Below are 25457 nucleotides of genomic sequence, written 5' to 3'. Positions count from 1 at the left end.
GGCGTCACCGGCCTCCGGCTGCGGCTCGGGCTCGGCGGCGGTCACGGGCTCCTCGTCCTGCGCGGCGGCGGGCTCGGCGGCCGGCGTCTCGACGGCGGCCTGCGGCGCACCGGCCGGTGCGGAGGCGCGACGGGTCGCACGGCGACGCGGACGGGCGGCGGCCGGAGCGGCCTCCTCGGCCTCGGCCTCGTCCTCGGTCTTGGTGGGCTCGGCCTTCGCGGGCTCGGTCTTCGCGGGCTCGGCAGCGGGAGCCTCGGCCTCGGCGGCCTGCGGTGCACCGGCCGGTGCGGAGGCACGGCGGGTGGCACGACGGCGCGTACGGGGGGCGGGAGCCGCCTCCTCGACGGGCGCGGTCTCAGCCACGGCGGTCTCGGCCACCGCGTCGGCCGCTACGGCCTCTTCGGTCTCATCGGCGGCGGGGGCGGCCGGTATGGCCGGCGCCGTGGCCTTGGCGGTACCCGCGGGCGGGCCCGCCGGGCGCGACGCCGCACGGCGCCTACGGCGCGGCGGCAAGGTGTCGCTGGGGCTGTTGTTGTCCGAGCCCTCAGTGGGTTCGTTCGGCTCAAGCATGCGGGCGGTTCTCCCGTCAGGCCCCCGGGCGCCGCGCCTGGTCCGGTGATGTCCGCGGCCCTCGCTATGTCCTACGCGGGGCCGCCATCCGGGGGCGTGGGCGCCGCACGGGAGCTCTATGTGTCTGTCTCGCCGGTTCCGTACGCCCAAATGCGAACGGCCTGGCGAAAGTCTCGGTCAGTGCGCTGCCCGACCCAGGTGGCTCCCGAGTACAAGGGCTGCGCTACGACGTGTCCCTACGCGGGACCTTCCGGCGCCGACGCCTTCGCGGCGGCAGCGGCTGCCCCTTCGTTCACAAGTGGGGCGGTGGCTGCCTCGCGGTCGGGCGCGAGCGGGTCGGTCACCGTGCCGGTCTCTTCGTCAAGGAGCCCCTGCGCCAGCCTGGTCACCGCTGCGGGGACCGGCGGCGCCAGGTCGGCCACAGCTCGGAGACCGGACAGGACGTCGTCGGGTCGTACGGCAGGTGTCACGTGCCGAACAACCAGCCGCAGTATCGCACAGGGCTGGTCGGTCGGCCTATCAGTGTCGTGAGCAAGCGCTTCGTCAGCCGTGACCGCCTGGAGGCTCACGACGGCCTCGCGGGCGTCGAAGGTCCGGATGCCGTTCTTCGTGCGGCGCTGGACCTCGACACTCTCCGCGGCCCGGAAGGCCTCGGCGGCCCGCTCGGCGTCCGCGGGCTCCACGCCGTCGAGGCGCAGCTCCCAGATGGACGCGGTGAGCCGGTCGGCGAGCCCGGAGGTGTGCGACTCGACGGCGTCGATGATGTCGAGTCCGACCGGCATCGACTCGTCGAGCAGCTCGCGCAGCTTGTCGGGGTCACGCTGCTCGGTGAGCGCGATCTCCAGGTACTCGGCCTCACTGCCCGTGCCGGTGGGTGCGGCATTGGCGTACGACACCTTCGGGTGCGGGGTGAACCCCGCCGAGTACGCCATGGGCACCTCGGCGCGGCGCAGCGCCCGCTCGAAGGCGCGCTGGAAGTCACGGTGGCTGGTGAACCGGAGGCGGCCGCGCTTGGTGTAGCGCAGGCGGATGCGCTGCACCGCGGGAGCGGGCGGCGGGCCTACGGGCTGTCGCTTGCCCAGTGTCGTTCAGTCCTTCGTGAGTGCGGTCGTACTGCTACCTAGAGTACGTGCCTCGGCCGGAACTGGTTCCCGCCGGGCCTCGGGCACCGGCACCGGTTCGGGCTCGTGCGGCGCCCCGAACAGCATCCGCCGTACGTCGGCCCGCGCCTCGCGCACGCTGCGGCGGGTTGATGCGAGCGCCTGCCGGGTGGCGCGTCCGGCCTCCTTCGCGGCCTGGACGGCGGGCCGCCAGACCCCGTCGCGCAGGACGTGCCCGACGGGTGTGAGGACGGAGCGGTAGACCCAGCGCACCGGGTCGACGAAGACCCAGCGCAGGAGCCTGCCGAAGAACCGCCACACGGCCCGCGACACATGTCCCGCGACCCGCCAGGCGTGTCCGAGCGCCGCGCCGATCTCGCGCAGGACGACACCGATGGCGCGCCCGACGGGCACGAAAACCCAGCGCCACACGGCGACGACGGGTACCACGAAGATCCAGCGCAGCAGGGTGCCGATGCCCCGCAGCAGCCACCCGACACCGGCCGCGATCCCCGCCCCGACCCAGGCGATTCCACGGCCGACCCAGGCGACACCGGCCCAGATCCCGCGCCCCAGCCAGGCGATGCCGTGCCCGATCGGCGTGAGGACGGCGGCGTACAGCCATACGGCGGGGATCACCACGAGCACCCGCCCCAGCCAGGCGAGACCCCGGCCGACCGGCACGACCACGTACCGCCAAAGAGCCACCCACGGCCACACGAACAGCGCCTTGAGCAGCCACACCGCGCCGATGCCGATGCCGCGCCCCGTGGCCGCGAGCCCGGCGCCGATCGCCCGCGCGAGCCAGGTGATGCCGTGCCCGATCGGCGTGAGCACCGACCGGTACAGCCACACGGCCGGGATCACGAAGAGCGTCCGCCCCAGCCACGCGAGCGCGGCGCCGGTCCCCCGCACGCACCAGGCGATCCCCTGCCCGAGCGGGGTGAGGACGGACGCGTACAGCCACACGGCGGGCACCACCACGAGGACCCGCCCCAGCCAGCCGAGACCCCGGCCGACCGGCACCACGACATACCGCCAAAGACCCACCCACGGCCACACGAACAGCGCCTTGAGCAGCCAGACCGTGGCGATGCCGATGCCCCGTGCGACCGGCGTGAAGATGTACTCGTTCAGCCACTCCAGCGGCGTCACGATCAGCGTCCGCCCCAGCCAGGCGAACGCGCGCCCCACCGGCCGCAGCCCTCTGAAGTACACGAAGCGCCCACAGGCGGCGAGCCCGTCCCACACCAGACGCACCGGGACGACGAGCACCAGCACGACGATCCGCACCGGAATGCGGATCGCGACCGCGAGACATCCCTCGGCCTGCCTCGGCTCCGGCGCACTCTCTTGCCGGGGAGGCCGTTTTTCCAGGTCCATGCCGTCCTAGACGCGTCAGTGCGGGTGCTGGTTCGGTGAATCCGGCCGCGAGCCGGTCCGGACCCAGTAACGGAGCTTTCCGCCCCGCTCGTCCTCGAAGACGCCGCCCGCGGCCTCGATCACCTTGCGCGAACCGGTGTTGTCGGTGTCGCAGGTCACCAGGACGGATTCCAGGCCCAGTTCACGGGCGTACGGCAGGCAGCCGATCAGCATCGCCGTGGCGTGGCCGCGGCGGCGGGCGGTGGGGCGTACGTCGTAGCCGATGTGACCGCCGTACTCACGCAGGAAGCGCGTGGCGACGTTGTGCCGGATGGCGATGCGGCCGAAGTAGTCGGCACCGTCGGCGTACCAGAGGGTCGTCACGGGGACGGAGAGCGGCTCGACGGGGCGGGCGGCGGCGCGGACTTCCCTGACGTAGCGCTCGAAGACCACCGGGTCGTGCCACTTGTCGCCGTAGTCGCGCAGGGTCCGGCCGAGCGTCGTGTCGTCGTCCGGGCCGCCGCGCCCCTCGGCGCGGAACTCCTCCATCGCGGCGACGAAGGAGAGATGCACGAGGCCGGTGGGCAGGGCGAGTCGAGGACCCGCTCCGGCCACCGGCCCCGGCTGCGACATCAACTTCTACTTCACGACCGTCAGCGGAAGCAGCTTCTTGCCGGTCGGGCCGATCTGGATCTCGGTCTGCATCTGCGGGCACACGCCGCAGTCGAAGCAGGGGGTCCAGCGGCAGTCCTCGACCTCGGTCTCGTCGAGCGAGTCCTGCCAGTCGTCCCAGAGCCAGTCCTTGTCGAGACCGGAGTCCAGGTGGTCCCAGGGCAGGACTTCCTCGTACGTACGCTCACGCGTCGTGTACCAGTCGACGTCCACGCCGAAGCCGGGCAGCGTCTTCTCGGCGCAGGCCATCCAGCGGTCGTAGCTGAAGTGCTCGCGCCAGCCGTCGAAGCGGCCGCCGTCCTCGTACACGGCACGGATGACGGAGCCGATGCGGCGGTCGCCGCGCGAGAGCAGGCCCTCGACGATGCCGGGCTTGCCGTCGTGGTAGCGGAAGCCGATCGAGCGGCCGTACTTCTTGTCGCCGCGGATCTTGTCGCGCAGCTTGGTGAGGCGGGCGTCCGTCTCCTCGGCCGACAGCTGCGGGGCCCACTGGAACGGCGTGTGCGGCTTGGGCACGAAGCCGCCGATGGAGACCGTGCAGCGGATGTCGTTCTGGCCGGAGACCTTGCGGCCCTCGGCGATCACGCGGGTCGCCATGTCGGCGATCTGCAGCACGTCGTCGTCGGTCTCGGTGGGCAGGCCGCACATGAAGTACAGCTTCACCTGACGCCAGCCGTTGCCGTACGCGGTGGAGACGGTCCGGATGAGGTCGTCCTCCGAGACCATCTTGTTGATGACCTTGCGGATGCGCTCGCTGCCGCCCTCGGGGGCGAAGGTGAGCCCGGAGCGTCGGCCGTTGCGCGTCAGTTCGTTCGCGAGGTCGATGTTGAAGGCGTCGACGCGGGTCGAGGGGAGGGACAGGCCGATCTTGTCCTCCTCGTACCGGTCGGCGAGGCCCTTGGCGACGTCCGCGATCTCGGTGTGGTCCGCGGAGGAGAGGGAGAGCAGGCCGACCTCTTCGAAGCCGGTCGCCTTCAGACCCTTCTCGACCATGTCGCCGATGCCGGTGATGCTTCGCTCCCGCACGGGGCGCGTGATCATGCCGGCCTGGCAGAAACGGCAGCCGCGGGTGCAGCCGCGGAAGATCTCGACGGACATGCGCTCGTGGACGGTCTCCGCGAGCGGCACGAGGGGCTGCTTCGGGTAGGGCCACTCGTCCAGGTCCATGACGGTGTGCTTGGACACGCGCCACGGGACACCGGACTTGTTCGGTACGACGCGGCCGATCCGCCCGTCCGGGAGGTACTCGACGTCGTAGAACCCGGGGACGTAGACCGAACCGGTGCGCGCGAGCCGGAAGAGGACTTCCTCGCGGCCGCCGGGGCGGCCCTCGGCCTTCCACTCGCGGATGATCGCGGTCATGTCGAGCACGGCCTGCTCGCCGTCGCCGATGACCGCGCAGTCGATGAACTCCGCGATCGGCTCGGGGTTGAAGGCCGCGTGGCCGCCTGCGAGGACGATCGGGTCGTCGATCGTGCGGTTCTTGGACTCCAGCGGAATCCCGGCCAGGTCGAGGGCCGTGAGCATGTTCGTGTAGCCGAGCTCGGTGGAGAAGCTGAGCCCGAACACGTCGAAGGCGCCGACGGGGCGGTGGCTGTCCACGGTGAACTGCGGGACCTTGTGCTCCCGCATCAGCTCTTCGAGGTCGGGCCACACGCTGTACGTGCGCTCGGCGAGGACGCCCTCGCGCTCGTTCAGTACCTCGTAGAGGATCATGACGCCCTGGTTGGGCAGCCCGACCTCGTACGCGTCCGGGTACATGAGCGCCCAGCGGACGTCGCAGCTGTCCCACGGCTTGACGGTGGAGTTGAGCTCACCGCCGACATACTGGATGGGCTTCTGCACATGCGGGAGCAGAGCTTCGAGCTGTGGGAAGACCGACTCGACAGGCATCTCGCGACTTTCGTGAGCTGGCAGGGGGGCGACTCACAAGCGTAACCCGGTTGAGAGCCGCCCCTGGCACGGCGGAAAAACCCCCGCAGCGGCGCTCAGCCGCTCAGCGCCGCCCGAAGTTTCGGCCGCGAGGCCCGGCGCCACACCTCCGGCAGCTCACGCTCGCGCTCGGCGGCGGTGGCCTCCTCCTGGCCGTACAGGAGTCCCCAGGTGAAGGCCGTCTCGCCCGCAGCGTGCGCCTGGATCGCCAGGTTCCGCAGCACCTCACGGGCCACCACGCTGTCCTGGTGGTCGCCGAGGACGCTCTGGACGTCCTTCGCCCGGCGGGCGAACCGCTTGGCGGGCTTGCCGAGCGCGGGCGTCGCCGCCTCGGCCGCGTACCGGACGCGCTTGGCGGCCTTGCGGGCCTCGTGCATGGCCAGGTCGCGCTCCTCGCCGGGCGGCAGCGCGAGGGCGTGCTCGATGCGGGCCGCGAGGCGGTCGTGGTCCTTCAGGACGGCCTTGGGGAGGGCATCGGCCGGGGGCGCGGCGGCGGCCTTGCGCAGCGGGGGGTCGGCGAGCAGCGCGTCGACGGACTCCAGGAGCGCCAGGTATCGCTTCCCGTCGAGCACGGCGACGGTCCTGCGCCGCGAGCCGCTGCGGCGTGCGGCGGTCCAGATGCGCAGGCGTCCGCGCACCGGGCCCAGGAGGAGCGTCCGGGGCAGGGCGGCGATGCGGGCCGTGAGCCGCTCGGTCAGGACCTCCTGGTCCCGGTCGACGCCGAGCTCGCCCGCGAGCCACTTCAGCTCGTCGCCGATCGGGTCGGTGACGGTGCGGTCGAGGATCTTCCCGTACGAACGGAAGGCGCTGCGCATGCGTCGCGTGGCGACCCGCATCTGGTGCACGGAGTCCGGCAGGTCGCGGCGCACGGCGGGGTCGAGGGCGACGAGGGCGTCACGCTGGGCACGGAGATAGGCGAGGACGTGGTCGCCGGCGGTTTCGGGGGCGTCGACGCCCGCGAAGGCCTCGCCCTTCTTCCCGGACTTTTTGGTCCTACGCCCCTTCGGCGCCGTCGCCGCGACCGCCTTCGCCAGCTTCGATGTCGACGTCGAGCGCTCCACCCCCGCCTTGCGCAGCTTCTTCTCGACCTTGTCGAGCAGCGTGGGGTCCGCGTCGTCCGCCAGTTCCACCTCGATCTCGGCCCACTCGGCGGTCCCGCCGCCCTCGGTGAGCCGCTCGGCGCGTACGCGGTCGACACTGAGCTCGGCGAGCAGTACGCCCTTGTCGTCCACGAGATGGCGCAGGTCCCGCGCGGACAACAGGCGTACGACGGGGACGAGTTCGGCATCCCGGACCCGGGAGCGCACCAGGCCGGACAGCGCGCGCGGCACCGTCTCGGAGAGCGGGGCGTGGATCTCGTCCCGTACGCCTTCCGCGAGCGACACCGGCAGCTTCAGGTGCCAGCCGGCGTCGTCGCCGCCGGACCGGCGGCGCAGCGTGATCGAGTCGGCGAGCAGGAGCTGGTCGGCCGTGTCGTAGTAGACGGCGTCCAGATCGACGACGCCTTTGTCGACGACGTTCGCGATCCCGGCGACGCCGGTCAGGTCGGGCAGCGCCGGGTGCGGCGCCGCGACGTCGTACTTCCGCTCGATCTCCCGCTTCGTCTGCCCCATAAACCGAATCTAGACGCGAAACGGAACCCTGGGCAGCCCCACGGCAGCGCTAGGCCGACAACGGTCGCTGCACCTTGATCGACTGGAGCAGCCCGACGGCCACCCAGACCGCGAACATCGATGACCCTCCGTACGAGACAAAGGGCAGGGGCAGACCGGCCACCGGCATGATGCCGAGCGTCATCCCGATGTTCTCGAAGGACTGGAAGGCGAACCAGGCGATGATCCCGGCGGCGACGATCGTGCCGTACAGCTCGGTCGTTTCGCGGGCGATGCGGCAGGCCCGCCAGAGCAGGACGCCGAGCAGGGCCAGGATGAGACCCGCGCCCGCGAAGCCGAGCTCCTCGCCCGCGACGGTGAAGACGAAGTCCGTCTGCTGTTCGGGGACGAACTGGCCGGTGGTCTGCGAGCCCTTGAACAGGCCGGTGCCGGTCAGGCCGCCGGAGCCGATCGCGATGCGTGCCTGGTTGGTGTTGTAGCCGACGCCCGCCGGGTCGAGCGCGGGGTTGGCGAAGGCCGCGAAGCGGGCGATCTGGTAGTCGTCGAGGACGCCGAGCTGCCAGACGGCGATCGCGCCCGCCGCGCCCGTGCCGAGGAGCCCGAAGACCCAGCGGTTGGAGGCACCGGAGGCGAGCAGCACGCCGAGCACGATCATCGCCATCACCATGACCGACCCGAGGTCGGGCATGAGGAGCACGATCAGTATCGGTACGGCGGCCAGACCGAGGGCCTGGACGACCGTGCGGTGGTCGGGGTGCAGCCGGTCGCCCGCGTCGACCCGCGCCGCGAGCAGCATCGCCATGCCCAGGATGATCGTGACCTTCACGAACTCGGATGGCTGCAGCGAGAAGCCGCCGCCGATCACGATCCACGCGTGCGCGCCGTTGATGGTCGCGCCGAGCGGGGTCAGCACGAGCAGCACCAGGAAGACGGAGATGCCGTAGAGGATCGGCACGGCCGTGCGCAGGGTGCGGTGGCCGAGCCAGATCGTGCCGGCCATCAGGACGAGCCCTATGCCGATGTTCATGAGGTGCTTGAGCACGAAGGCGTACGGGTCGTCGCCGACCAGCTCGGTGCGGTTGCGGGTGGCCGAGTAGACGAGCGCGGAGCCGATCGCGGAGAGCGCGAGCGCCGACAGCAGTATCGGCCAGTCGAGCCTGCGCACCAGCGAGTCGCGGGCGAACAGTCGGGAGATCGACATCTTCGAGCGCTCGGGCCCGTAACCGGGGACGGAGAAGCCACTGTTGCCGGCCACTAGTCACGCCTCCAGTTCGCGGGCGGGCCCGCCAGTTCCTGCTGTTCCTTCGGCTCCTTGGGGGCCTCCGGCTTGTACGGCTTGATCTTCGGAGGGTCGATCGAACCGTCCTTCTCGATCTTCGGCAGCTTCTTCTGCGGCTGCGGAAGCAGGGCCTTCTTGAGGTCCTGCTTGCCGTCCTCGTCCAGGCCGTAGATGCCGTCGTAGATCTTGCGGACGGCGGGTCCCGAGGCTCCGGAACCCGTACCGCCCTGGGAGATCGTCATCACGATCGTGTAGTCCTTGGTGTACGTCGCGAACCACGAGGTGGTCTGCTTGCCGTAGACCTCCGCCGTACCCGTCTTGGCGTGCATCGGGATCTTGTCCTGCGGCCAGCCGCCGAACCGCCAGGCGGCGGTGCCCTTGGTGGCGACGTCGGCGAGGGCACCGTCTATGTCGACGCGCGTCTTCTCGTCCATGGGCAGCTTGCCGTGCGACTTCGGCCTGATCTCCTCGACCTGCTTGCCGTCGGCGCTGATGATCGCCTTGCCGACGGTGGGGTCGTAGAGGGTGCCGCCGTTGGCGATGGCGGAGTAGATCGTCGCCATCTGTATCGGCGTGACGAGGGTGTCGCCCTGTCCGATGGCGTAGTTGACCGAGTCACCGGCGCGCATCTTCATGCCTTCGAGGCAGTTCTCGTACGCGATCTTCTGGACGTAGTCGCCGTCCTTCTTGCCCTGCTTGCACCAGCCGTCCTTGTTGTCCCTCCAGTAGTCCTTCTTCCACTGGCGGTCCGGGACACGGCCTGTGACCTCGTTCGGCAGGTCGATGCCGGTCTCCTTGCCGAGGCCGAACTGGTGGGCGGTCTTGTAGAACCAGTCCTTGGCGTCCTTCTTCGGCTTGATGCCGCCGTCCTTGATCCACTGGTCGTGCCCGAGCTTGTAGAAGACGGTGTCGCAGGAGACCTCCAGGGCCTGGCCGAGCGTGATGCTGCCGTGGCCCTTGGACTCGAAGTTCTTGAAGACCTGGCCCCCGACGGAGTACGAGCTGGGGCAGGGGTAGCTCCCGTTGAAGTCGTAGCCCGCGTTGACCGCGGCGGTGGTCGGGATGACCTTGAAGATCGAGCCGGGGGCCGCCTGGCCCTGGATGGCGCGGTTCAGGAGCGGGTAGTTGGACTGCTTGCCCGTCATGCGCGTGTAGTCCTTGCCGGAGATGCCGCCGACCCAGGCGTTCGGGTCGTAGTCCGGGTTGGACGCCATGGAGACGATGCGTCCGGTCTTGTTCTCCATGACGACGACGGCGCCCGCGTCGGCCTTGTAGTTTTCGTTGGTGTTCCTGTCGATCTCCTTGCGGGCCTTCTTCATCGCGTCGTTGAGCCAGTACTCGGACAGCGCCTGGACGCGGGCGTCGATGCTGGTGACGACGTTCGCTCCGGGCTCGGTCGGGTCGTCCTTGGCCTTGCCGAGGACGCGGCCGAGCTTGTCGACCTCGTAGCGGGTGACGCCCGCCTTGCCGCGCAGCTGCGCGTCGTACGTCCGCTCGAGGCCGGAGCGGCCGACCTGGTCGGAGCGGAGGAACGGCGAGTCGGTGTTCTCGGCCTTCTTGATCTCCTCGTCGGTGACGGGCGAGAGGTAGCCGAGCACCTGCGCGGTGTTGGACTTGCCGGGGGCGGCGTAGCGGCGGACGGCCGTGGGCTCTGCGGTGATGCCGGGGAAGTCCTCGGAGCGCTCGCGGATCTGCATGGCCTGCTTGGGCGTCGCCTCGTCGGTGATCGGGATCGGCTGGTAGGGCGAGCCGTTCCAGCAGGGCTGCGGGGTCTTGGAGTCGCAGAGGCGGACCTTCTCGCCGACGTCCTTCGCGCTCATGCCGAGGACGTCCGCGAGCTTGGCGAGGACCGCCTTGCCGTCGTCCTTCATCTTCATCAGGTCGGTGCGGGACGCGGAGACGACCAGACGGGTCTCGTTGTCGGCGATCGGGACGCCGCGGGCGTCGAGGATCGAGCCGCGTACGGCGGGCTGGACGACCTGCTGAACGTGGTTGCCGGAGGCTTCCTTGGCGTACTCCTCGCCGTTGCGGATCTGGATGTACCAGAGGCGGCCGCCGAGGGTGAGCAGAAGGGAGAGTACGAGGATCTGGATGACGACGAGGCGGATCTGGACCCGTGGGGTCCGTCCGGTCTCCGGGATGTTGGTCACTTCTCCCCTCCCCTGAGGCTGAAGCCGGGCGTGAAGTTCCGTGCGCTCACAGGCGCTTGACCCCCTTGATCCGTCCGGCGCGAGCAACGCGGGCCTTGGCCGCCTTCATCCGCAGGCCGCCGCCGCGCTGCTTGCCGATGCGCAGACCGGTGCCGGAGGAGAGCCAGCCGGCGGATACGTCGGTGGCCTTGGTGCCGGAGGAGGTCTCCCCCAGCGGATCGTTATCGGCGCGCCGGGCGAGCGCGATGATCAGCGGCACCGTGAACGGCGCGATCAGCAGGTCGTACAGGGCGGCCGTGAAGAGCAGCCCGCCCAGGCCCACATGGCGGGCGGCGGTGTCCCCGACGAGGGCGCCAACGCCCGCGTAAAGGAGGGTCGATCCAATAGCCGCTCCCACGACCACGACCAGCGGCCCGGAGGCGGACCTGAGCCGTCCGGTCTCCGGCTTGGCCAGACCCGCGAGATAGCCGACGACGCAGAGCACCAGGGCGTACCGCCCTGCGGCGTGGTCGGCGGGCGGCGCGAGGTCGCAGAGCAGTCCGGCGCCGAAGCCGATGAGGGCGCCGCCCACATGGCCGTAGACCAGGGCGAGGCCGAGCACCGTGAGCAGCACCAGGTCCGGGACCGCGCCCGGCAGTTGGAGCCGGGCGAGGACGCTGACCTGGATGACCAGGGCGACGACGACCAGGGCGGTGGAGAGCAGGATTCGGTTGAAGCGCATGGGTCCGGTGCTCCTACTGCTCGTTGCCGTTGTCGACGCCGTCTGCCGGGGGCTGTCCTGACGGGGTGGCCGTCACGGTCACCGTCGGGGTCGGCTTCGGCTTGGCGGGCTTCTTCGGCAGAACCGTGTCGCGCGGGTCCTCGCGGGGCGCTTCGACGACGACGCCGACGATGTCCAGCTTGGTGAAGCCGACGTACGGCTTGATGAAGATGTTGCGCGTCAGGTCGCCGCCCGACGGGTCGACACGGACGACCTCGCCGACCGGGACGCCCGGCACGAACGGCTTGTCGCCCTGCGAGCCGAAGGTGACAAGACGGTCGCCCTTCTTCACCTTGGCCTTGCCGTTGAGCATCTGCACCGAGAGCGGGCGGTCGCCCTGTCCGGTGGCGAAGCCGAGCTCGTCGGTCTTCTCCATACGGGTGCCGACGGTGAAGTCGGGGTCGTTGGCGAGCAGCACGGTGGCGGTGCTCGGGCCGACGGTGGTGACGCGGCCGACCAGGCCGTCGCCGTTCAGGACGGTCATGTCCCGCTTGACCCCGTCGTTGGCGCCCGCGTCGATCGTCACGGTCCAGGAGAAGCCCTGGGCCGCTCCTATGCCGATGACCTCGGCGCCCTTGATGCCGTACTGGCCCGCGCCGGCCTTCTTCAGCATGCTGTCCAGCTGTCTGACCCTGCTGCGGTTGCGGTCGTCGCTGCCGAGCTTCGCCTTCAACGCGGCGTTCTGACGCTCGAGTTCGGCGATCCGGTCATGCCGGTCGCCGGAGTCCCGGACCGCGCCGATGGCGTTGCCGATCGGGTCGACGGCGTAGGAGACCCCGTCCTCGACCGGGCCGAAGACCGTGGCGGCGGCCTGGCGGGCACCGCCGACCGGCGAGTCCTCGCCACCGCGGATGTCCACCGTGATCAAAGCGAACGCGATGGCGATCAGCAGCACCAGGAGCAGCCGGCTCTCTCGTGTGTCCCTCACGTGCGGCGGCCGTGCCTTCCTCAGTTGGAAATCCTTGGCATTCTGAGCAACTGTGCGTAACTCTGCACAAATCTAAGCAATCGGAATCCGCGGCGTCTGCGGACGCCGCGGAATTGTTATGCCTTGCCTCTATATCAACGATCCGCCGCACGAGATGGCAGGCACTCGTACGGCGGACCTTTTCGCGTCACATCATCTGCGCGGCTGGGCGTCCAGAACCTGCTGGAGCGCCTCGAACTCCTCGACGCACTTGCCGGAGCCGAGCGCCACGCTGTCCAGCGGGTCCTCGGCGATGTGGATCGGCATGCCCGTCTCGCGACGGAGCCGCTCGTCGAGGCCGCGCAGCAGGGCGCCGCCACCGGTGAGAACGATGCCTCGGTCCATGACGTCACCGGAGAGCTCCGGCGGGCACTTGTCGAGGGTCGTCTTGACCGCGTCGACGATCGCGTTGACCGGCTCCTCGATGGCCTTGCGGACCTCGGCGGCGGAGATGACGACGGTCTTGGGCAGCCCGGAGACCAGGTCCCGGCCGCGGATCTCGGTGTGCTCGTCGGCGTCCATGTCGTACGCCGAACCGATGGTGATCTTGATCTGCTCGGCCGTGCGCTCGCCGAGGAGGAGGGAGTACTCCTTCTTGATGTGCTGGATGATCGCGTTGTCCAGCTCGTCGCCCGCGACACGGATGGACTGTGCCGTGACGATTCCGCCGAGCGAGATGACGGCGACCTCGGTGGTGCCGCCGCCGATGTCCACCACCATGTTGCCGGTGGCCTCGTGGACCGGCAGACCGGAACCGATGGCCGCGGCCATGGGCTCCTCGATGATGTGCACCTGGCGCGCGCCTGCCTGCGAGGAGGCCTCGATGACGGCGCGGCGCTCGACTCCGGTGATGCCGGAGGGCACACAGACGACGACCCGCGGGCGGGCGAGGTAACGCCGCTTGTGGATCTTCAGGATGAAGTAGCGGAGCATCCGCTCGGTGATCTCGAAGTCGGCGATGACGCCGTCCTTCAGTGGCCGCACGGCGACGATGTTGCCGGGCGTGCGACCGATCATCTTCTTGGCTTCGGCGCCGACAGCGAGGATGCCACCGGTGTTGGTGTTGATCGCGACGACGGACGGCTCGTTGAGTACGATCCCCCGACCCCTGACGTACACCAGCGTGTTGGCGGTCCCGAGGTCGACAGCCATGTCACGGCCGATGAACGACATGTTGTTCCCCATGAGGATGCGTCTGGCCTTCCCAAGTGGAGCGTGTGATGGCTTTTTAGGTAGGCGAGGTGGGTGCTGTGTGGCGTGGAGGCTTACATCGTAGTCTCGCCTGCACGAACACGGCGCTAAGGTCTTCGCCATTGTCAGCAGATGATGAGCCGTCCCGCTTCTGGAGACGTGCCATCGGAGGCACGGGTTCCCCCAATGGGGGTGCATATGCCAAGGGGCGGCCGATTTTTCCTCGGCCACCCCTGGTCAGGGCGGGCACCCTGCTGACGATGCGTCAGAAGTATTTACGCGATTCTTTACGCAACGCGGGCTAGGCGACACCCGGGAAGAAGATCTTCAGCTCGCGCTCGGCGGAGTCCTCGGAGTCCGACGCGTGGATCAGGTTCTCCCGGACGATGGTGCCGAAGTCACCGCGGATGGAGCCGGGGGCCGCGGCGATCGGGTCGGTCGGACCCGCCAGGGCACGCACACCCTCGATGACGCGCTCACCCTCGACGACGAGCGCGACGACCGGTCCCGATGACATGAAGTCGACCAGCGGCTCGTAGAACGGCTTGCCCTTGTGCTCGCCGTAGTGCTGCTCCAGCGTCTCCTGGTCGAGCGAGCGCAGCTCGAGCGCGGAGATCGTCCAGCCCGCCTTGCGCTCGATACGGCCGATGATCTCGCCGATCAGTCCGCGCCGGACGGCGTCGGGCTTGAGCAGGACGAGAGTGCGCTGGGTCATGTGCGGCTCCAAGCAGTTAACTACGACGTGGGATGCCCGGCACGATACCGGGACCCACTACGCCGCGTTACCTCAGGCCCCGGCCTCGGCCCCGGCTTCCGCCTCGGCCTGCGCGGCGAACCTGGCCTTCGCCTCGTCGATCTTCTTGCCGAAGTGGATCGACGCCCACCACAGCACGGCGAACACCGCGCCCATGAAGAACATCGTCGGCACGACGAACCCGCTCGCGATGAGCGCGATCTGCAGGGCCCAGCCGAGCTGCAGCCCGCCGGGCCGGGTGATCATTCCGCACAGCAGCACGCACAGCAGCATCGCGATGCCGCTGACCGTCCAGACCGTGCCCATGGACAGATCCGGGTCCTTCATCGCGACCAGACCGGCGAAACCGATGACGAAGAACTCGCCGATCAGCGTCGAAGCACAGAGCGTACGCACAGGAGTCAGCCCCTCCCCAGGAGCAGTCGGGCCTCGCCGACCGTGATGACGGAGCCGGTGACCAGGACGCCACCGCCCGCGTACTCGCCCTCTTCCTCGGCGAGGGTGATCGCGGCTTCCAGCGCGTCCGGCAGACGCGGCTCGACCTGGACGCGGTCGTCGCCGAAGACCTCGACGGCGATACCGGCCAACTCGTCCGCGTCCATCGCGCGTTGGCTTGAGTTCTGCGTGACGACGACCTCCGCGAAGATCGGCTCGAAGGCTTCGAGCAGCTCCCGCACGTTCTTGTCGCCGCTCGCGCCGACCACACCGATCAGGCGGCTGAAGTCGAACACCTCGCTGATCGCCTCGGTGGTGGCGCGGGCGCCCGCCGGGTTGTGCGCGGCGTCCAGGACGATGGTCGGCGAGGTGCGCACGACCTCCAGGCGGCCCGGTGACGAGACCGAGGCGAAGGCCTTGCGGATGGTGTCGTTGTCGAGCGGGCGCGCGTGCTGCGAGCCGATGCCGAAGAACGCCTCCACCGCGGCGAGCGCGACGGCGGCGTTGTGCGCTTGATACGCGCCGTGCAGGGGCAGGAAGACCTCTTCGTACTCCCCGCCGAGCCCACGCAGCGTCAGGAGCTGGCCGCCGACCGCCACCTGACGGGAGACCACGCCGAACTCCAGGCCCTCGCGGGCGACCGTCGCGTCGACCTCGACGGCCTTCTTCAGGAGCACCTGCGCCGCGTCCACCGGCTGCTGGGCCAGGATCACCGTCGCGTCCGGCTTGATGATGCCGGCCTTCTCCTTGGCGATCTCGCCCGGCGTGGTGCCCAGGCGGTCCGTGTGGTCCAGGTCGATGGGCGTGACGACGGCGACCGAGCCGTCGATCACGTTCGTCGCGTCCCAGCTGCCGCCCATGCCGACCTCGACGACGGCCACGTCCACCGGGGCGTCCGCGAAGGCCGCGTACGCCATGCCGGTGAGGACCTCGAAGAACGAGAGGCGGTACTCCTGCTGGGCGTCGACCATCTCGACGTACGGCTTGATGTCGTTGTACGTCTCCACGAAGCGCTCGGCCTCGATGGGGGCGCCGTCCAGGCTGATCCGCTCGGTGATCGACTGGACGTGGGGCGAGGTGTAACGCCCGGTGCGCAGCTCGAAGGCTGAGAACAGGGCCTCGATCATGCGGGCCGTGGACGTCTTGCCGTTCGTGCCGGTGATGTGGATCGAGGGGTACGCGCGCTGGGGCTCGCCCAGGACGTCCATCAGGGCGGAGATGCGGCTGACGGAGGGCTCGAGCTTCGTCTCTCCCCAGCGGCTCGCGAGCTCCGTCTCGACCTCGCGCAGCGCCTTGTCCACCTCCGGGTCGGTGGGGCGGGCCGGGATGTCGCTCTGCGGCGGGCCCGACTGGGCGCGCAGGGTGCGGCTGCCGGCCTCGATCACCGCGAGGTCGGGGTCGCGGTCGGTCTCGGCGGCGACGATCTCATCAAAACCGTCGTTGTCGTCGTTGTCTTGCGGGCCGTCGTGCTGGGGGAGGTCACTCACGTACCTCAGTCTACGGAGCGCCACCGACAGCCGCCGTCGGGACCTGCCCGGGCGCCGCACGGGACCTGTCGGGACTTTGGTCCCGGTCGATTCAGGACCAAGGCCCCGCCCATCCCGCCGATCGCCGGGCAAACTTGGCGATCATGGACATAGGCATCGACCTCGGCACAGCGAACACCCTCCTCTACGTCCGCGGGCAGGGCATCGTGCTCAACGAACCGTCCGTGGTCGCCGTCAAGGAGGGGGCGCGGACGGCCCTCGCGGTCGGCACGGAGGCCAAGGAGACGATCGGCCGTACGCCGGGGTCCATCACCGCGATCCGCCCCCTGCGGGACGGCGTGATCAGCGACTACGAAGCCGCCGAGGAGATGATCAGGCACTTCGTGCGCAAGGCGGTGCCGGGGCGCCGTCCCCGTACGCGGATGGTGGTGTGCGTGCCGAGCGGGGTCACTCCTGTCGAGCGGCGGGCGATCGTGCACGCGGCGCAGCGGGCGGGGGCCCGGGCCGTACATCTGGTGGAGGAGCCGATGGCGGCGGCGATCGGGGCGGGTCTTCCGGTCGCGGAGCCGCGGGGCTCGATGGTGGTCGACATCGGGGGCGGGACCACGGAGGTGGCCGTCATCTCCCTGGGCGGGATCGTCACGGCGCAGTCGCTGCGGGTCGGGGGCGACCGGCTCGACGCGGCCATCACGGACTACGTCCGCAAGGAGCATGTCCTGCTCATCGGCGAACGGACCGCGGAGGACATCAAGGTCGCGATCGGCTCGGCGTGGCCCGTGCCGGGCGAGGACGCCTTCGAATCGCGGACCTTCACGGTACGAGGGCGCGAGAAGGTGGGCGGGCTGCCGAAGACGGTGGAGCTGACGGTGCGGGAGGTGCGGGCGGCCCTCGACGAGCCGGTGGAGGCGATCATCTCCGCGGTTCGGGCGACCCTTGAGGAGTGCCCGCCGGAGCTGTCCGGCGACGTCATGGAACACGGCATCGTCCTGACCGGCGGCGGCGCCCTCCTCCCCGGCCTCGACCTCCGCATGGCCTCGGCCACCGGAATCCCGGTGTTCACCGCGGACGACCCCCTGGACAGCGTGGCACTGGGCTGCGGAAAGTGCGTGGAGGACTTCGACGGGTTGGAGCGGGTGATGACGGCGGCGTAGTCCCCACCCACCGGGCCGCCCTCGCTGCGGGCAGGCGCTCCGCACCCCCACCCCACCCGACCGTCCTTGCTACGGGCAGGCGTCCCACACCCTCACCCCACCCGGCCGCCCTTGCTGCGGGCAGGCGCCCCACACCCCCACCCACCCGACCGTCCTTGCTGTGGGCAGGCGTTCCGCAAGGCGGAACGGGTGGGCACAGCCCCAGCTGCCGGGGAGCGGTGAAGCAGGGCGGCGGGGCTAGGCGCCGGCCGGGAGGGCGGCCAGGACCTCGTACATCGCGCCGCTCGGCCCCGCCGAGAAACTGCCGCCCACCGTATGCACCCGCTCAGCCATCCCCGCCGTCCCCGTCCCGGAGGACACCGGCGCGACCGGCACGGCGACGGGCAGGGCGTTGCGTACGCGGACCTGCAACTCGCCCTCCGCGAGCCGCACGCGGACATCCACCCGCTCCCCGGGAGCATGCTTCGCGGCATTGGTCAGACACTCCTGCACCACCCGGTGCACAGCCGCCTGCCGGATCGGAGAGAGCCGGTACGCCGCGGCATCGACCAGCAGGTCGACCGGACTCCCGGCCCGCTCACTCGCCGCGACCAACGCCGGCAGCGCGTCGAGCCCGGGCGTGGGCGCACCGTCCACACCCCGCTGGACGATGATCTCGTTCAGCATCCGATGCGCCGACCGGGCCGTGTCGGAGAGCTCCTCGAAGCCGTCCTCGAAGTCCCCGCCCGCGGCCCGCCGCGCAAGCACCTGCGAGCGCACGCTCAGCAGCGTCAGCTCACGCCCCACGAAGTCGTGCACATCCCGTGCGATACGGGACCGCTCCCGCTGCACGGCCTGCAGCACGTCCGTCTCCGCGCGCTGCGCCTGCAGCGCCCTGACGAGGTCCTGCCGGTTGGCCGCGACACCGACACCCGCCGCGAGGACGCCGATCGGGACGACGAGGCTCAGGAAGGAGCTCAGGCTGTCGCCCCGGTGCACCGGCCAGCCGGGGAGGCTGAACATGACGTACGCGAACGCCACATAGCCGAGCACACCGACCGCACCGGCGAGCCGCCCCCGGTACCGGCCCAGGGAGTACAGCGCGAACTGCGCAAGGGTCAGCTCGTGCAGCCAGGAGAGCAGGACGAACGCGACCGCGTACGTCACCCACGGCGCCGACCGGCGCACCATCAGGGAAGCGGCGCCGAGCGCGAGGACCAGCGCGGCGAGCGGGCCGTTGAGCGAGTTGTCCGCCTCGGCGAGGCCGGGGATGTCCAGGCTCATCAGGGCCAGGCAGCTCAGCGCGGTGAGCGCGTCCTGGGCCCGGGGGGCCTGCGCCCAGCGCGCCGTGAGACGGCGGCCCGTGGCCGTCGCCTGGCGGATCGCCTGGGCGGCGGACAGGTCGTGCATGCTCTCCATCATCCAAGGTCCTTGGGCCCGATCCGTCAGCCGTATGTCATGAATTCAGTGATTTCGCGCACGTTGCGACGATATTTGCTTCATCGCTCACATGGCAGACCGAGACGGTCGAGGGGGGCCGCACTCGACCGTCTCGGCGACGCCGACCCCCCAACCCGGCGCGGCTACCCGCGTGTTCCGCGCGCCAAGGGTCGAATCGGACCATGTGGTATGCCCAGAATTACGGCCTCCGGGCCCGCCAGATCGCCGGCGACGGCGCGATCCTGCTCTGGATCGCGTTCTGGTCCACCGCCGCTGTCGTCGCGTACCGGCTGGCCTGCAAGATCGCCTTCCCAGCGGCCGGATCGGCCGCCTCCCCGCCCGTCTCCGGCTTCCCCGGCTCCCCCGGCTCCCCCGCCGCCCGGCTGCCCCTGGTCGGCCACCGCGTCGACTCCGCGCTGCGGGGCGTCGCGGACGCCGCCGACACCGGCGACCCGGTGATCGTCCGCACCGCGGTGACCGCGGGCGCCGTCGCCGTCTTCCTCGTACCCGTCGGCCTCGTCCTCGGCAGCTGGCTCCCCCGCCGGCTGCGCTGGACCCGGCAGGCGGGAGCCGCCCACGAGCTGGCCGCGAGCGACGACGGCCGCGAACTCCTCGCCCTGCGCTCGCTGCTCCGCCCCCTGGACGAGGTGGCCGCCACCGCCGACGCCATCCCCGACGCGACTCCGGGCAGCCTCGCCGAGGGCTGGCGCAACGCCGACCCGGCAACCTTGGACGCCCTCGCGGAGGCGGAGCTGGAACGGCTCGGGCTGCGTACGGCGTAACGGGCAAAGGGAGGCCCCGGACCGTACGTATGGTCCGGGGCCTCCCTTTCGCATGACTCCTCGTACGACTACGCCTGCGGCAGACCGTCCAGCTGGGCCTGCAGACGGGCGATGTCGGCGTCCGCCTTGGTGAGGCGGCCGCGGATCTTGTCGACCACGTTGTCCGGCGCCTTCGCCAGGAACGCCTCATTGCCGAGCTTCGCCGTGGCCTGCGCCTTCTCCTTCTCCGCGGACGCGAGGTCCTTGGCGAGGCGCTTGCGCTCCGCCGCCACGTCGATCGTGCCGGACAGGTCGAGCGCGACCGTGGCGCCCGAGACCGGCAGGGTCGCCGTCGCCGTGAAGGCGTCGCCCTCCGGCTGGAGGCGAAGCAGCTGACGGATGGCCGCCTCGTGCGGGGCGAGCGCGGTGCCGTCCAGAGTGAGGCGGGCCGGGACCTTCTGGCCCGGCTGCAGGCCCTGGTCGGCGCGGAAGCGGCGGACCTCCGTGATGACCTGCTGGAGCGTCTCGATCTCCCGCTCGGCGGTGGCGTCGCGGAAGCCGCTGTCGACCGGCCAGTCGGCGATGACGATCGACTCGCGGCCGGTCAGCGCCGTCCAGAGGGTCTCCGTGACGAACGGGACGATCGGGTGGAGCAGGCGCAGGGTGACGTCGAGGACCTCACCCAGGACACGGCCGGAGACCTTCGCCGCCTCGCCGCCGCCCATGAACGTGGTCTTGGACAGCTCGACGTACCAGTCGAAGACCTCGTCCCACGCGAAGTGGAAGAGGGCGTCCGACAGCTTGGCGAACTGGTAGTCGTCGTAGAACGCGTCGACCTCGGCGACCGTCGCGTTCAGCCGCGAGAGCACCCAGCGGTCGGTGGCCGACAGCTGTTCCGCGGGCGGGAGTTCGCCCTCGGTGGTGGCGCCGTTCATCAGCGCGAAGCGCGTGGCGTTCCAGATCTTGTTGGCGAAGTTGCGCGAGCCCTGGACCCAGTCCTCGCCGATCGGCACGTCCGTGCCGGGGTTGGCGCCGCGGGCCAGCGTGAAGCGCAGGGCGTCCGAGCCGTACTTGTCCATCCAGTCGAGCGGGTTGACCGCGTTGCCGAAGGACTTCGACATCTTCTTGCCGAACTGGTCGCGGACCATGCCGTGCAGCACGATCGTGTGGAACGGCGGGGTGCCGTCCATCGCGTAGAGGCCGAACATCATCATCCGGGCGACCCAGAAGAAGAGGATGTCGTAGCCGGTGACCAGGACCGAGTTCGGATAGAACTTCTCGAGGCTCTCGGTCTGCTCGGGCCAGCCGAGCGTGGAGAACGGCCACAGGCCGGAGGAGAACCAGGTGTCCAGGACGTCCGTGTCCTGCGTCCAGCCCTCGCCGGTGGGCGCCTCGTCGTCAGGTCCGACGCAGACGACTTCACCATTCGGCCCGTACCAGACCGGAATCCGGTGGCCCCACCACAGCTGGCGCGAGATGCACCAGTCGTGGAGGTTGTCGACCCAGTCGAAGTAGCGCTTCTCCATCTCCTGCGGGTGGATCTTGACCTGGCCGTCGCGGACCGCGTCACCGGCGGCCTTCGCGAGCGGGCCGACCTTGACCCACCACTGCATCGACAGGCGCGGCTCGATGGTGGTCTTGCAGCGCGAGCAGTGGCCGACCGAGTGCGCGTACGGACGCTTCTCGGCGACGATCCGCCCTTCGGCGCGCAGGGCACCGACGATGGCGCTGCGCGCCTCCAGCCTGTCGAGCCCCTGGAAGGGACCAGGGACCGTGATGACCGCGTGCTCGTCCATGACCGCGATGTTCGGCAGGTTGTGACGCTGGCCGATCTCGAAGTCGTTCGGGTCGTGCGCCGGCGTCACCTTGACGCAGCCGGTGCCGAACTCGGGGTCGACGTGCTCGTCCGCGACAACCGGGATGGAGCGGTCGGTCAGCGGCAGCTTGATGAGCTTGCCGACGAGGTGCTTGTACCGCTCGTCGTCCGGGTGGACGGCGATGGCGGTGTCACCGAGCATGGTCTCGGCGCGGGTGGTGGCGACGACGACGGTCTCGTCCCCGTCCCCGTACTTGAGGGAGACCAGCTCGCCGTCGTCGTCCTGATACTCGACCTCGATGTCCGAGATGGCCGTCAGACAGCGCGGGCACCAGTTGATGATGCGCTCGGCGCGGTAGATCAGCTCGTCGTCGTACAGCTTCTTGAAGATGGTCTGGACGGCCTGCGAGAGGCCCTCGTCCATGGTGAAGCGCTCACGCGACCAGTCGACGCCCTCACCGAGGCGCCGCTGCTGACCGCTGATCTGGCCGCCGGACTCGCCCTTCCACTGCCAGACGCGCTCGATGAACGCCTCGCGGCCCAGGTCGTGGCGGGACTTGCCCTCCTTGGCGAGCTCGCGCTCGACCACGTTCTGGGTGGCGATGCCGGCGTGGTCCATGCCCGGCTGCCACAGCGTCTCGAAGCCCTGCATCCGCTTGCGGCGGGTGAGGGCGTCGATGAGCGTGTGCTCGAAGGCGTGGCCCAGGTGCAGGGAGCCGGTGACGTTCGGCGGCGGGATGACGACGGTGTACGGCGGCTTCTCGCTCTTCTCGTCGGCGGCGAAGTAGCCCCGGTCTACCCAGCGCTCGTACAGCGTCCCCTCTACCTCGGCCGGCGCGTACTGGGTCGGCAGTTCGGTGGTGGGCGCTGGATTCTGCTGCTGAGTGTTCTCGGTCACGGGCTCAGTTTAGAGGTGTCACAGGCCCGTCCCGAAACCGGATTCTTCAGTAACGGTTGCCGCCCCGCGCCCCATGGCGCGTCTCCTTCGTACAGGATGTCGGGAACACATAAGCGTTCGGAGGGGAACCCACGCAATGAGCTACAACCAGCCGGGCCCGTACGGCGGGCAGCCGCAGCAGCCCGGACCGTACGGTCAGCAGCCGGGCCAGCCTGGCCCCTACGGCCAGCAGCCCCAGGCCCCGCAGCCCGGCTATGGCTACCCCCAGCAGGCGCCGCAGGGTGTTCCTCCGCAGCAGGGCGGATACAGCCAGCCTCAGCAGCCGGGCCCCTACGGTCAACAGCAGCAGGCTCCTTACGGGCAGGTTCCGCCTCCGCCGCCGCCCGCCGGTGGCGGCGGCAAGAAGACCGGCCTCATCATCGGCGCGATCGTCGCCCTCGTCGCGATCGGCGGCGGCGTGTGGTGGTTCACCGCCGGCAAGGACGACAGTTCCGGGGGCAATTCGGCGGTGGCGGACGACGGGGCGCACAAGCTCGTCACGCCCGAGACGGTGCTCTCCGAGTACAAGAAGCAGCCCTCGACCGGTGAGGGCTTCAACGACGAGGACATGGAGAAGGCCGAGAAGGACGGCGTCAAGAACGGGAAGCCCGTGGACGCCCAGTACCAGTCGGGCGACAAGAGCAACCCGCTGTCGCAGAAGATGATCAAGTTCATGGGCGTCTACGGCGAGATCGACAACCCGTCCAAGGTGGTCGACGGCATGTTCGCCAAGATGAAGGAGAACGCCGCGGAGGACGAGTCCGACACGGGTGCACCGGTCGGCAGTCCCAAGAGCTTCGACGCGGACGGCGCGGTCCTCAAGTGCCAGGAGATGAAGGTCGAGGGCGGTGGTGGCTCCGGCCCCAAGGAGCTCCGCATGCCGGTCTGCATCTGGGGCGACAAGAGCACCGTCGGTGTCGTGATCCCCGTCGACATGGCGAGCGCCATGACGGGCAAGAGCCCCTCGCTCGGTGACGCCGCCGACACAACGACGAAGTTCCGCAAGGAAGTCCGAGTCAAGGCCTGACGCCTCACGACATCGCGCGTCTCGCTCAGCAGCCCCGGTCGCATCGGCCGGGGCTGCTTCCGTCAGGATGTCTGATACGCATAAGCACGGAGGGAACCCAAGTAATGAGCTACAACCAGCCGGGCCCGTACGGTGGCCAGCAGCCCCAGCAGCCCGGACCGTACGGCGGTGGGCAGCCTCAGCAGCCCGGCCCCTACGGTCAGCAGCCCCAGGCCCCCCAGCCCGGCTACGGCTACCCGCAGCAGGCCCCGCAGCAGGGCAACTACAGCCAGCCCCAGCAGCCCGGCCCCTACGGGCAGCAGCCGCAGGCCCCCTACGGTCAGGTCCCGCCGCCTCCGCCCCCGCAGGGCGGCGGCAAGAAGGTCGGCCTGATCATCGCCGCGGCCGCCGTGGTCGTCGCTGCCGCTGTCGGCGGCTACTTCGTCTTCGCGGGCGGTGACGACGACAAGGGCAACGGCAAGGGCGGCTCATCGGACGTGGCGGACGGCGGTGGGTCCGGGGTCAAGGACGACGGCCCGCACAAGCTGATAACGCCGGCGACGGTCCTCACCGAGTACAAGAAGAACGATGAGGCCGGCAGCGAGGGCGGAGGCATGACCTCCGGCGATGCCGCGGAAGCCGAGAAGCACGGCGTGAAGAACGCCAAGGACGTCGCGGCCCAGTACCAGTCCGGAGACGAGAGCAACCCGCTGTCGCAGAAGATCCTGCAATTCAACGGCGTCTACGGCGACATCGCGGACCCCGAGAAGCTCGTCGACGCGATGTTCGACGAGGCGGACAAGAACGCCAAGGAGGGTGACAGCAGCGGCGAGTCGATGACGCTGGTCGGCACCCCCAAGTCGTACAGCCCCGCCGGGCTCGACGGCGCGGTGATGAAGTGCCAGGAGATGAAGTTCAACCTGGGCGGCGGCTCGGCAGGGACCGGCAGCACCGCGGGCCCGAGCGAGATGTCGATGGCGACCTGCATCTGGGGCGACAACAGCACGCTCGGCATTGTGATCACCACGGACATGGCGAGCGCGATGGCCGGCAAGGCCGCCGACCTCGACGAGGGCGCAGAGAACACGGCCAAGTTCCGCAAGGAAGTCCGCGTCAAGCTCTGATCGGCACCATCGAATTGCGCGGAGGAGAACCCACGTAATGAGCTACAACCAGCCGGGTCCGTACGGCGGTCAGCAGCCGCAGCAGCCAGGGCCGTACGGCCAGCAGCCGCAGGCCCCGCAGCCCGGCTACGGCTACCCCCAGCAGCCCCAGGCCCCGTACGGGCAGCAGCCCCAGGCTCCGTACGGGCAGCCGCCTCAGGCCCCGTACGGGCAGCACCCTCAGGGGCCGCCCGCCGGCGGTGGTGGGAAGAAGACCGGGCTCATCATCGGTGCCGTCGTCGCGCTCATCGCGATCGGCGGTGGCGTGTGGTGGTTCACCGCGGGCGGGGGCAGCGGCGATGTCGCCGACGACGGCAAGACGTACAAGCTGACGGCGCCTGCGACGGTCCTGAGCGAGTACAAGAAGCAGGAGGGCGCCGGCGGCGGCATGGAGGACGACGACCTCAAGGAACTGGAGAAGGCCGGCGTCAGCAACCCCAAGAACGTCAACGCCAACTACCAGGCCGGCTCCGACGCCTCCATGAAGGCCATCAACTTCGGCGGCGCCTACGGCGACATCGAGGACCCGGAGAAGGTCGTCGACGCCATGTTCGCCCAGATGAAGAAGAACGCCGAGACCGGGGACGAGGAGGGCATGCAACTCAAGGGCGAGCCCGAGGAGTTCACCCCCGACGGCTTCGAGAACGGCGTCATGAAGTGCCAGGAAGCCGAATTCCGCATGGGCGGTGCCGACTCCGCCGAGACCGAGGACGGCATCCCCAACAGCTTCCAGGTGCCGATGTGCGTGTGGGGCGACCACAGCACCGTCGCGTTCGTCGGCCGCAGTGACGCCGCCGCCACCGCGACCGGCCAGAAGCTGACCCTGGACGACACCGCCTCCATGGCCGCCAAGCTGCGCGACGAGGTCCGCGTCGAGGTCAAGTAGGCGAGCAGTTACGTGAAGAGGGGCGCCCGGCGATTCGATCGCCGGG

20 protein-coding genes and 1 pseudogene are annotated in these 25457 nt (G+C 70.0%); 5 read left to right on the top strand and 16 right to left on the bottom strand.

Features of this window, described 5'->3' with window-relative positions:
• The 14 genes and pseudogenes from AB0O76_RS02620 to AB0O76_RS02555 form a co-directional block, all read right to left on the bottom strand.
• A pseudogene (locus AB0O76_RS02620) lies at positions 1 to 570 on the bottom strand (ribonuclease E/G); the annotation flags it as partial.
• A gap of 236 nt (positions 571 to 806) precedes the next feature.
• Positions 807 to 1610 (bottom strand): TIGR03936 family radical SAM-associated protein, encoded by an 804-nt coding sequence (locus tag AB0O76_RS02615; protein WP_365484354.1) that lies wholly within the window; start codon positions 1608 to 1610, stop codon positions 807 to 809.
• A 48-nt stretch (positions 1611 to 1658) separates the two neighbouring features.
• On the bottom strand, positions 1659 to 3053 hold the full coding sequence (locus AB0O76_RS02610; RefSeq protein WP_365484351.1) for a hypothetical protein: 1395 nt from the start codon (positions 3051 to 3053) through the stop codon (positions 1659 to 1661).
• A gap of 15 nt (positions 3054 to 3068) precedes the next feature.
• Positions 3069 to 3665, bottom strand: coding sequence for a GNAT family N-acetyltransferase (locus AB0O76_RS02605; RefSeq protein WP_365484349.1), 597 nt, complete (start codon positions 3663 to 3665; stop codon positions 3069 to 3071).
• 6 nt (positions 3666 to 3671) lie between these two features.
• Positions 3672 to 5597: a TIGR03960 family B12-binding radical SAM protein gene (locus tag AB0O76_RS02600; protein WP_365484346.1), complete on the bottom strand. Its 1926-nt coding sequence runs from the start codon at positions 5595 to 5597 to the stop codon at positions 3672 to 3674.
• A 95-nt stretch (positions 5598 to 5692) separates the two neighbouring features.
• Positions 5693 to 7249 carry a CYTH and CHAD domain-containing protein gene (locus AB0O76_RS02595; RefSeq protein ID WP_365484343.1) on the bottom strand — a complete coding sequence of 519 codons (1557 nt, stop codon included), beginning with the start codon at positions 7247 to 7249 and terminating at the stop codon, positions 5693 to 5695.
• 49 nt (positions 7250 to 7298) lie between these two features.
• On the bottom strand, positions 7299 to 8504 hold the full coding sequence (rodA, locus tag AB0O76_RS02590; RefSeq protein ID WP_365484340.1) for a rod shape-determining protein RodA: 1206 nt from the start codon (positions 8502 to 8504) through the stop codon (positions 7299 to 7301).
• Positions 8504 to 10678 carry a penicillin-binding protein 2 gene (gene mrdA, locus AB0O76_RS02585; protein ID WP_365484338.1) on the bottom strand — a complete coding sequence of 725 codons (2175 nt, stop codon included), beginning with the start codon at positions 10676 to 10678 and terminating at the stop codon, positions 8504 to 8506. The genes rodA and mrdA overlap by 1 nt, the downstream gene beginning before the upstream one ends.
• Positions 10679 to 10724: 46 nt before the next feature.
• Positions 10725 to 11399 (bottom strand): rod shape-determining protein MreD, encoded by a 675-nt coding sequence (mreD, locus tag AB0O76_RS02580; RefSeq protein WP_365484335.1) that lies wholly within the window; start codon positions 11397 to 11399, stop codon positions 10725 to 10727.
• Between the two features lie 13 nt (positions 11400 to 11412).
• Positions 11413 to 12366, bottom strand: coding sequence for a rod shape-determining protein MreC (gene mreC, locus AB0O76_RS02575; RefSeq protein WP_365484332.1), 954 nt, complete (start codon positions 12364 to 12366; stop codon positions 11413 to 11415).
• Positions 12367 to 12558: 192 nt separating this feature from the next.
• Positions 12559 to 13578 (bottom strand): rod shape-determining protein, encoded by a 1020-nt coding sequence (locus AB0O76_RS02570; protein ID WP_030362602.1) that lies wholly within the window; start codon positions 13576 to 13578, stop codon positions 12559 to 12561.
• Positions 13579 to 13897: 319 nt separating this feature from the next.
• Complete coding sequence (ndk, locus tag AB0O76_RS02565) at positions 13898 to 14311, bottom strand: nucleoside-diphosphate kinase (RefSeq protein ID WP_365484329.1); 414 nt, start codon at positions 14309 to 14311, stop codon at positions 13898 to 13900.
• A 72-nt stretch (positions 14312 to 14383) separates the two neighbouring features.
• The gene (locus AB0O76_RS02560) at positions 14384 to 14746 is read right to left on the bottom strand and encodes a DUF4233 domain-containing protein (protein WP_365484326.1); all 363 of its coding nucleotides are present in this window, start codon (positions 14744 to 14746) and stop codon (positions 14384 to 14386) included.
• A 5-nt stretch (positions 14747 to 14751) separates the two neighbouring features.
• Positions 14752 to 16272, bottom strand: a complete 1521-nt coding sequence (locus AB0O76_RS02555; RefSeq protein ID WP_365484323.1) for a folylpolyglutamate synthase/dihydrofolate synthase family protein — start codon at positions 16270 to 16272, stop codon at positions 14752 to 14754.
• Positions 16273 to 16415: 143 nt separating this feature from the next.
• Here AB0O76_RS02555 and AB0O76_RS02550 point away from each other — a divergent pair, with 143 nt between their 5' ends.
• The gene (locus tag AB0O76_RS02550; RefSeq protein ID WP_365484320.1) at positions 16416 to 17423 is read left to right on the top strand and encodes a rod shape-determining protein; all 1008 of its coding nucleotides are present in this window, start codon (positions 16416 to 16418) and stop codon (positions 17421 to 17423) included.
• A gap of 237 nt (positions 17424 to 17660) precedes the next feature.
• Here the strand turns inward: AB0O76_RS02550 and AB0O76_RS02545 are convergent, their stop codons facing one another.
• Positions 17661 to 18824: a histidine kinase gene (locus AB0O76_RS02545; RefSeq protein WP_365484317.1), complete on the bottom strand. Its 1164-nt coding sequence runs from the start codon at positions 18822 to 18824 to the stop codon at positions 17661 to 17663.
• A gap of 200 nt (positions 18825 to 19024) precedes the next feature.
• On the opposite strand from AB0O76_RS02545, the gene AB0O76_RS02540 reads away from it, so the two are divergent.
• Entirely contained in the window at positions 19025 to 19624 is a 600-nt protein-coding gene (locus tag AB0O76_RS02540; protein WP_365484314.1) for a hypothetical protein, read from the top strand.
• Positions 19625 to 19692: 68 nt separating this feature from the next.
• On the opposite strand, the gene AB0O76_RS02535 is transcribed toward AB0O76_RS02540, so the two are convergent.
• Positions 19693 to 22317, bottom strand: coding sequence for a valine--tRNA ligase (locus tag AB0O76_RS02535; RefSeq protein ID WP_365484311.1), 2625 nt, complete (start codon positions 22315 to 22317; stop codon positions 19693 to 19695).
• A gap of 136 nt (positions 22318 to 22453) precedes the next feature.
• Here AB0O76_RS02535 and AB0O76_RS02530 point away from each other — a divergent pair, with 136 nt between their 5' ends.
• From AB0O76_RS02530 to AB0O76_RS02520, 3 genes are all read left to right on the top strand, one after another.
• Complete coding sequence (locus AB0O76_RS02530; RefSeq protein WP_365484308.1) at positions 22454 to 23383, top strand: DUF1720 domain-containing protein; 930 nt, start codon at positions 22454 to 22456, stop codon at positions 23381 to 23383.
• A 104-nt stretch (positions 23384 to 23487) separates the two neighbouring features.
• Complete coding sequence (locus AB0O76_RS02525; protein WP_365484305.1) at positions 23488 to 24486, top strand: hypothetical protein; 999 nt, start codon at positions 23488 to 23490, stop codon at positions 24484 to 24486.
• A gap of 37 nt (positions 24487 to 24523) precedes the next feature.
• Positions 24524 to 25411 (top strand): hypothetical protein, encoded by an 888-nt coding sequence (locus tag AB0O76_RS02520; RefSeq protein ID WP_365484302.1) that lies wholly within the window; start codon positions 24524 to 24526, stop codon positions 25409 to 25411.
• The last annotated feature ends 46 nt before the right edge of the window (positions 25412 to 25457 follow it).

Origin of the sequence: Streptomyces sp. NPDC086554, assembly GCF_040686095.1 — a bacterium.
Lineage (GTDB): Bacteria > Actinomycetota > Actinomycetes > Streptomycetales > Streptomycetaceae > Streptomyces.
This window is presented reverse-complemented; position numbering and strand designations above follow the sequence as displayed.

Bases quoted from the DNA above. Each gene is read 5' to 3' on its own strand.
- AB0O76_RS02550 (WP_365484320.1), top strand. From the start codon at position 16,416: ATGGACATAGGCATCGACCTCGGCACAGCGAACACCCTCCTCTACGTC.
- ndk (WP_365484329.1), bottom strand. From the start codon at position 14,311: ATGACCCAGCGCACTCTCGTCCTGCTCAAGCCCGACGCCGTCCGGCGC.
- AB0O76_RS02595 (WP_365484343.1), bottom strand. From the start codon at position 7,249: ATGGGGCAGACGAAGCGGGAGATCGAGCGGAAGTACGACGTCGCGGCG.
- AB0O76_RS02605 (WP_365484349.1), bottom strand. From the start codon at position 3,665: ATGTCGCAGCCGGGGCCGGTGGCCGGAGCGGGTCCTCGACTCGCCCTG.
- AB0O76_RS02600 (WP_365484346.1), bottom strand. From the start codon at position 5,597: ATGCCTGTCGAGTCGGTCTTCCCACAGCTCGAAGCTCTGCTCCCGCAT.
- AB0O76_RS02545 (WP_365484317.1), bottom strand. From the start codon at position 18,824: ATGATGGAGAGCATGCACGACCTGTCCGCCGCCCAGGCGATCCGCCAG.
- AB0O76_RS02530 (WP_365484308.1), top strand. From the start codon at position 22,454: ATGAGCTACAACCAGCCGGGCCCGTACGGCGGGCAGCCGCAGCAGCCC.
- AB0O76_RS02525 (WP_365484305.1), top strand. From the start codon at position 23,488: ATGAGCTACAACCAGCCGGGCCCGTACGGTGGCCAGCAGCCCCAGCAG.
- AB0O76_RS02570 (WP_030362602.1), bottom strand. From the start codon at position 13,578: ATGTCGTTCATCGGCCGTGACATGGCTGTCGACCTCGGGACCGCCAAC.
- AB0O76_RS02610 (WP_365484351.1), bottom strand. From the start codon at position 3,053: ATGGACCTGGAAAAACGGCCTCCCCGGCAAGAGAGTGCGCCGGAGCCG.
- AB0O76_RS02540 (WP_365484314.1), top strand. From the start codon at position 19,025: ATGTGGTATGCCCAGAATTACGGCCTCCGGGCCCGCCAGATCGCCGGC.
- AB0O76_RS02520 (WP_365484302.1), top strand. From the start codon at position 24,524: ATGAGCTACAACCAGCCGGGTCCGTACGGCGGTCAGCAGCCGCAGCAG.
- mreD (WP_365484335.1), bottom strand. From the start codon at position 11,399: ATGCGCTTCAACCGAATCCTGCTCTCCACCGCCCTGGTCGTCGTCGCC.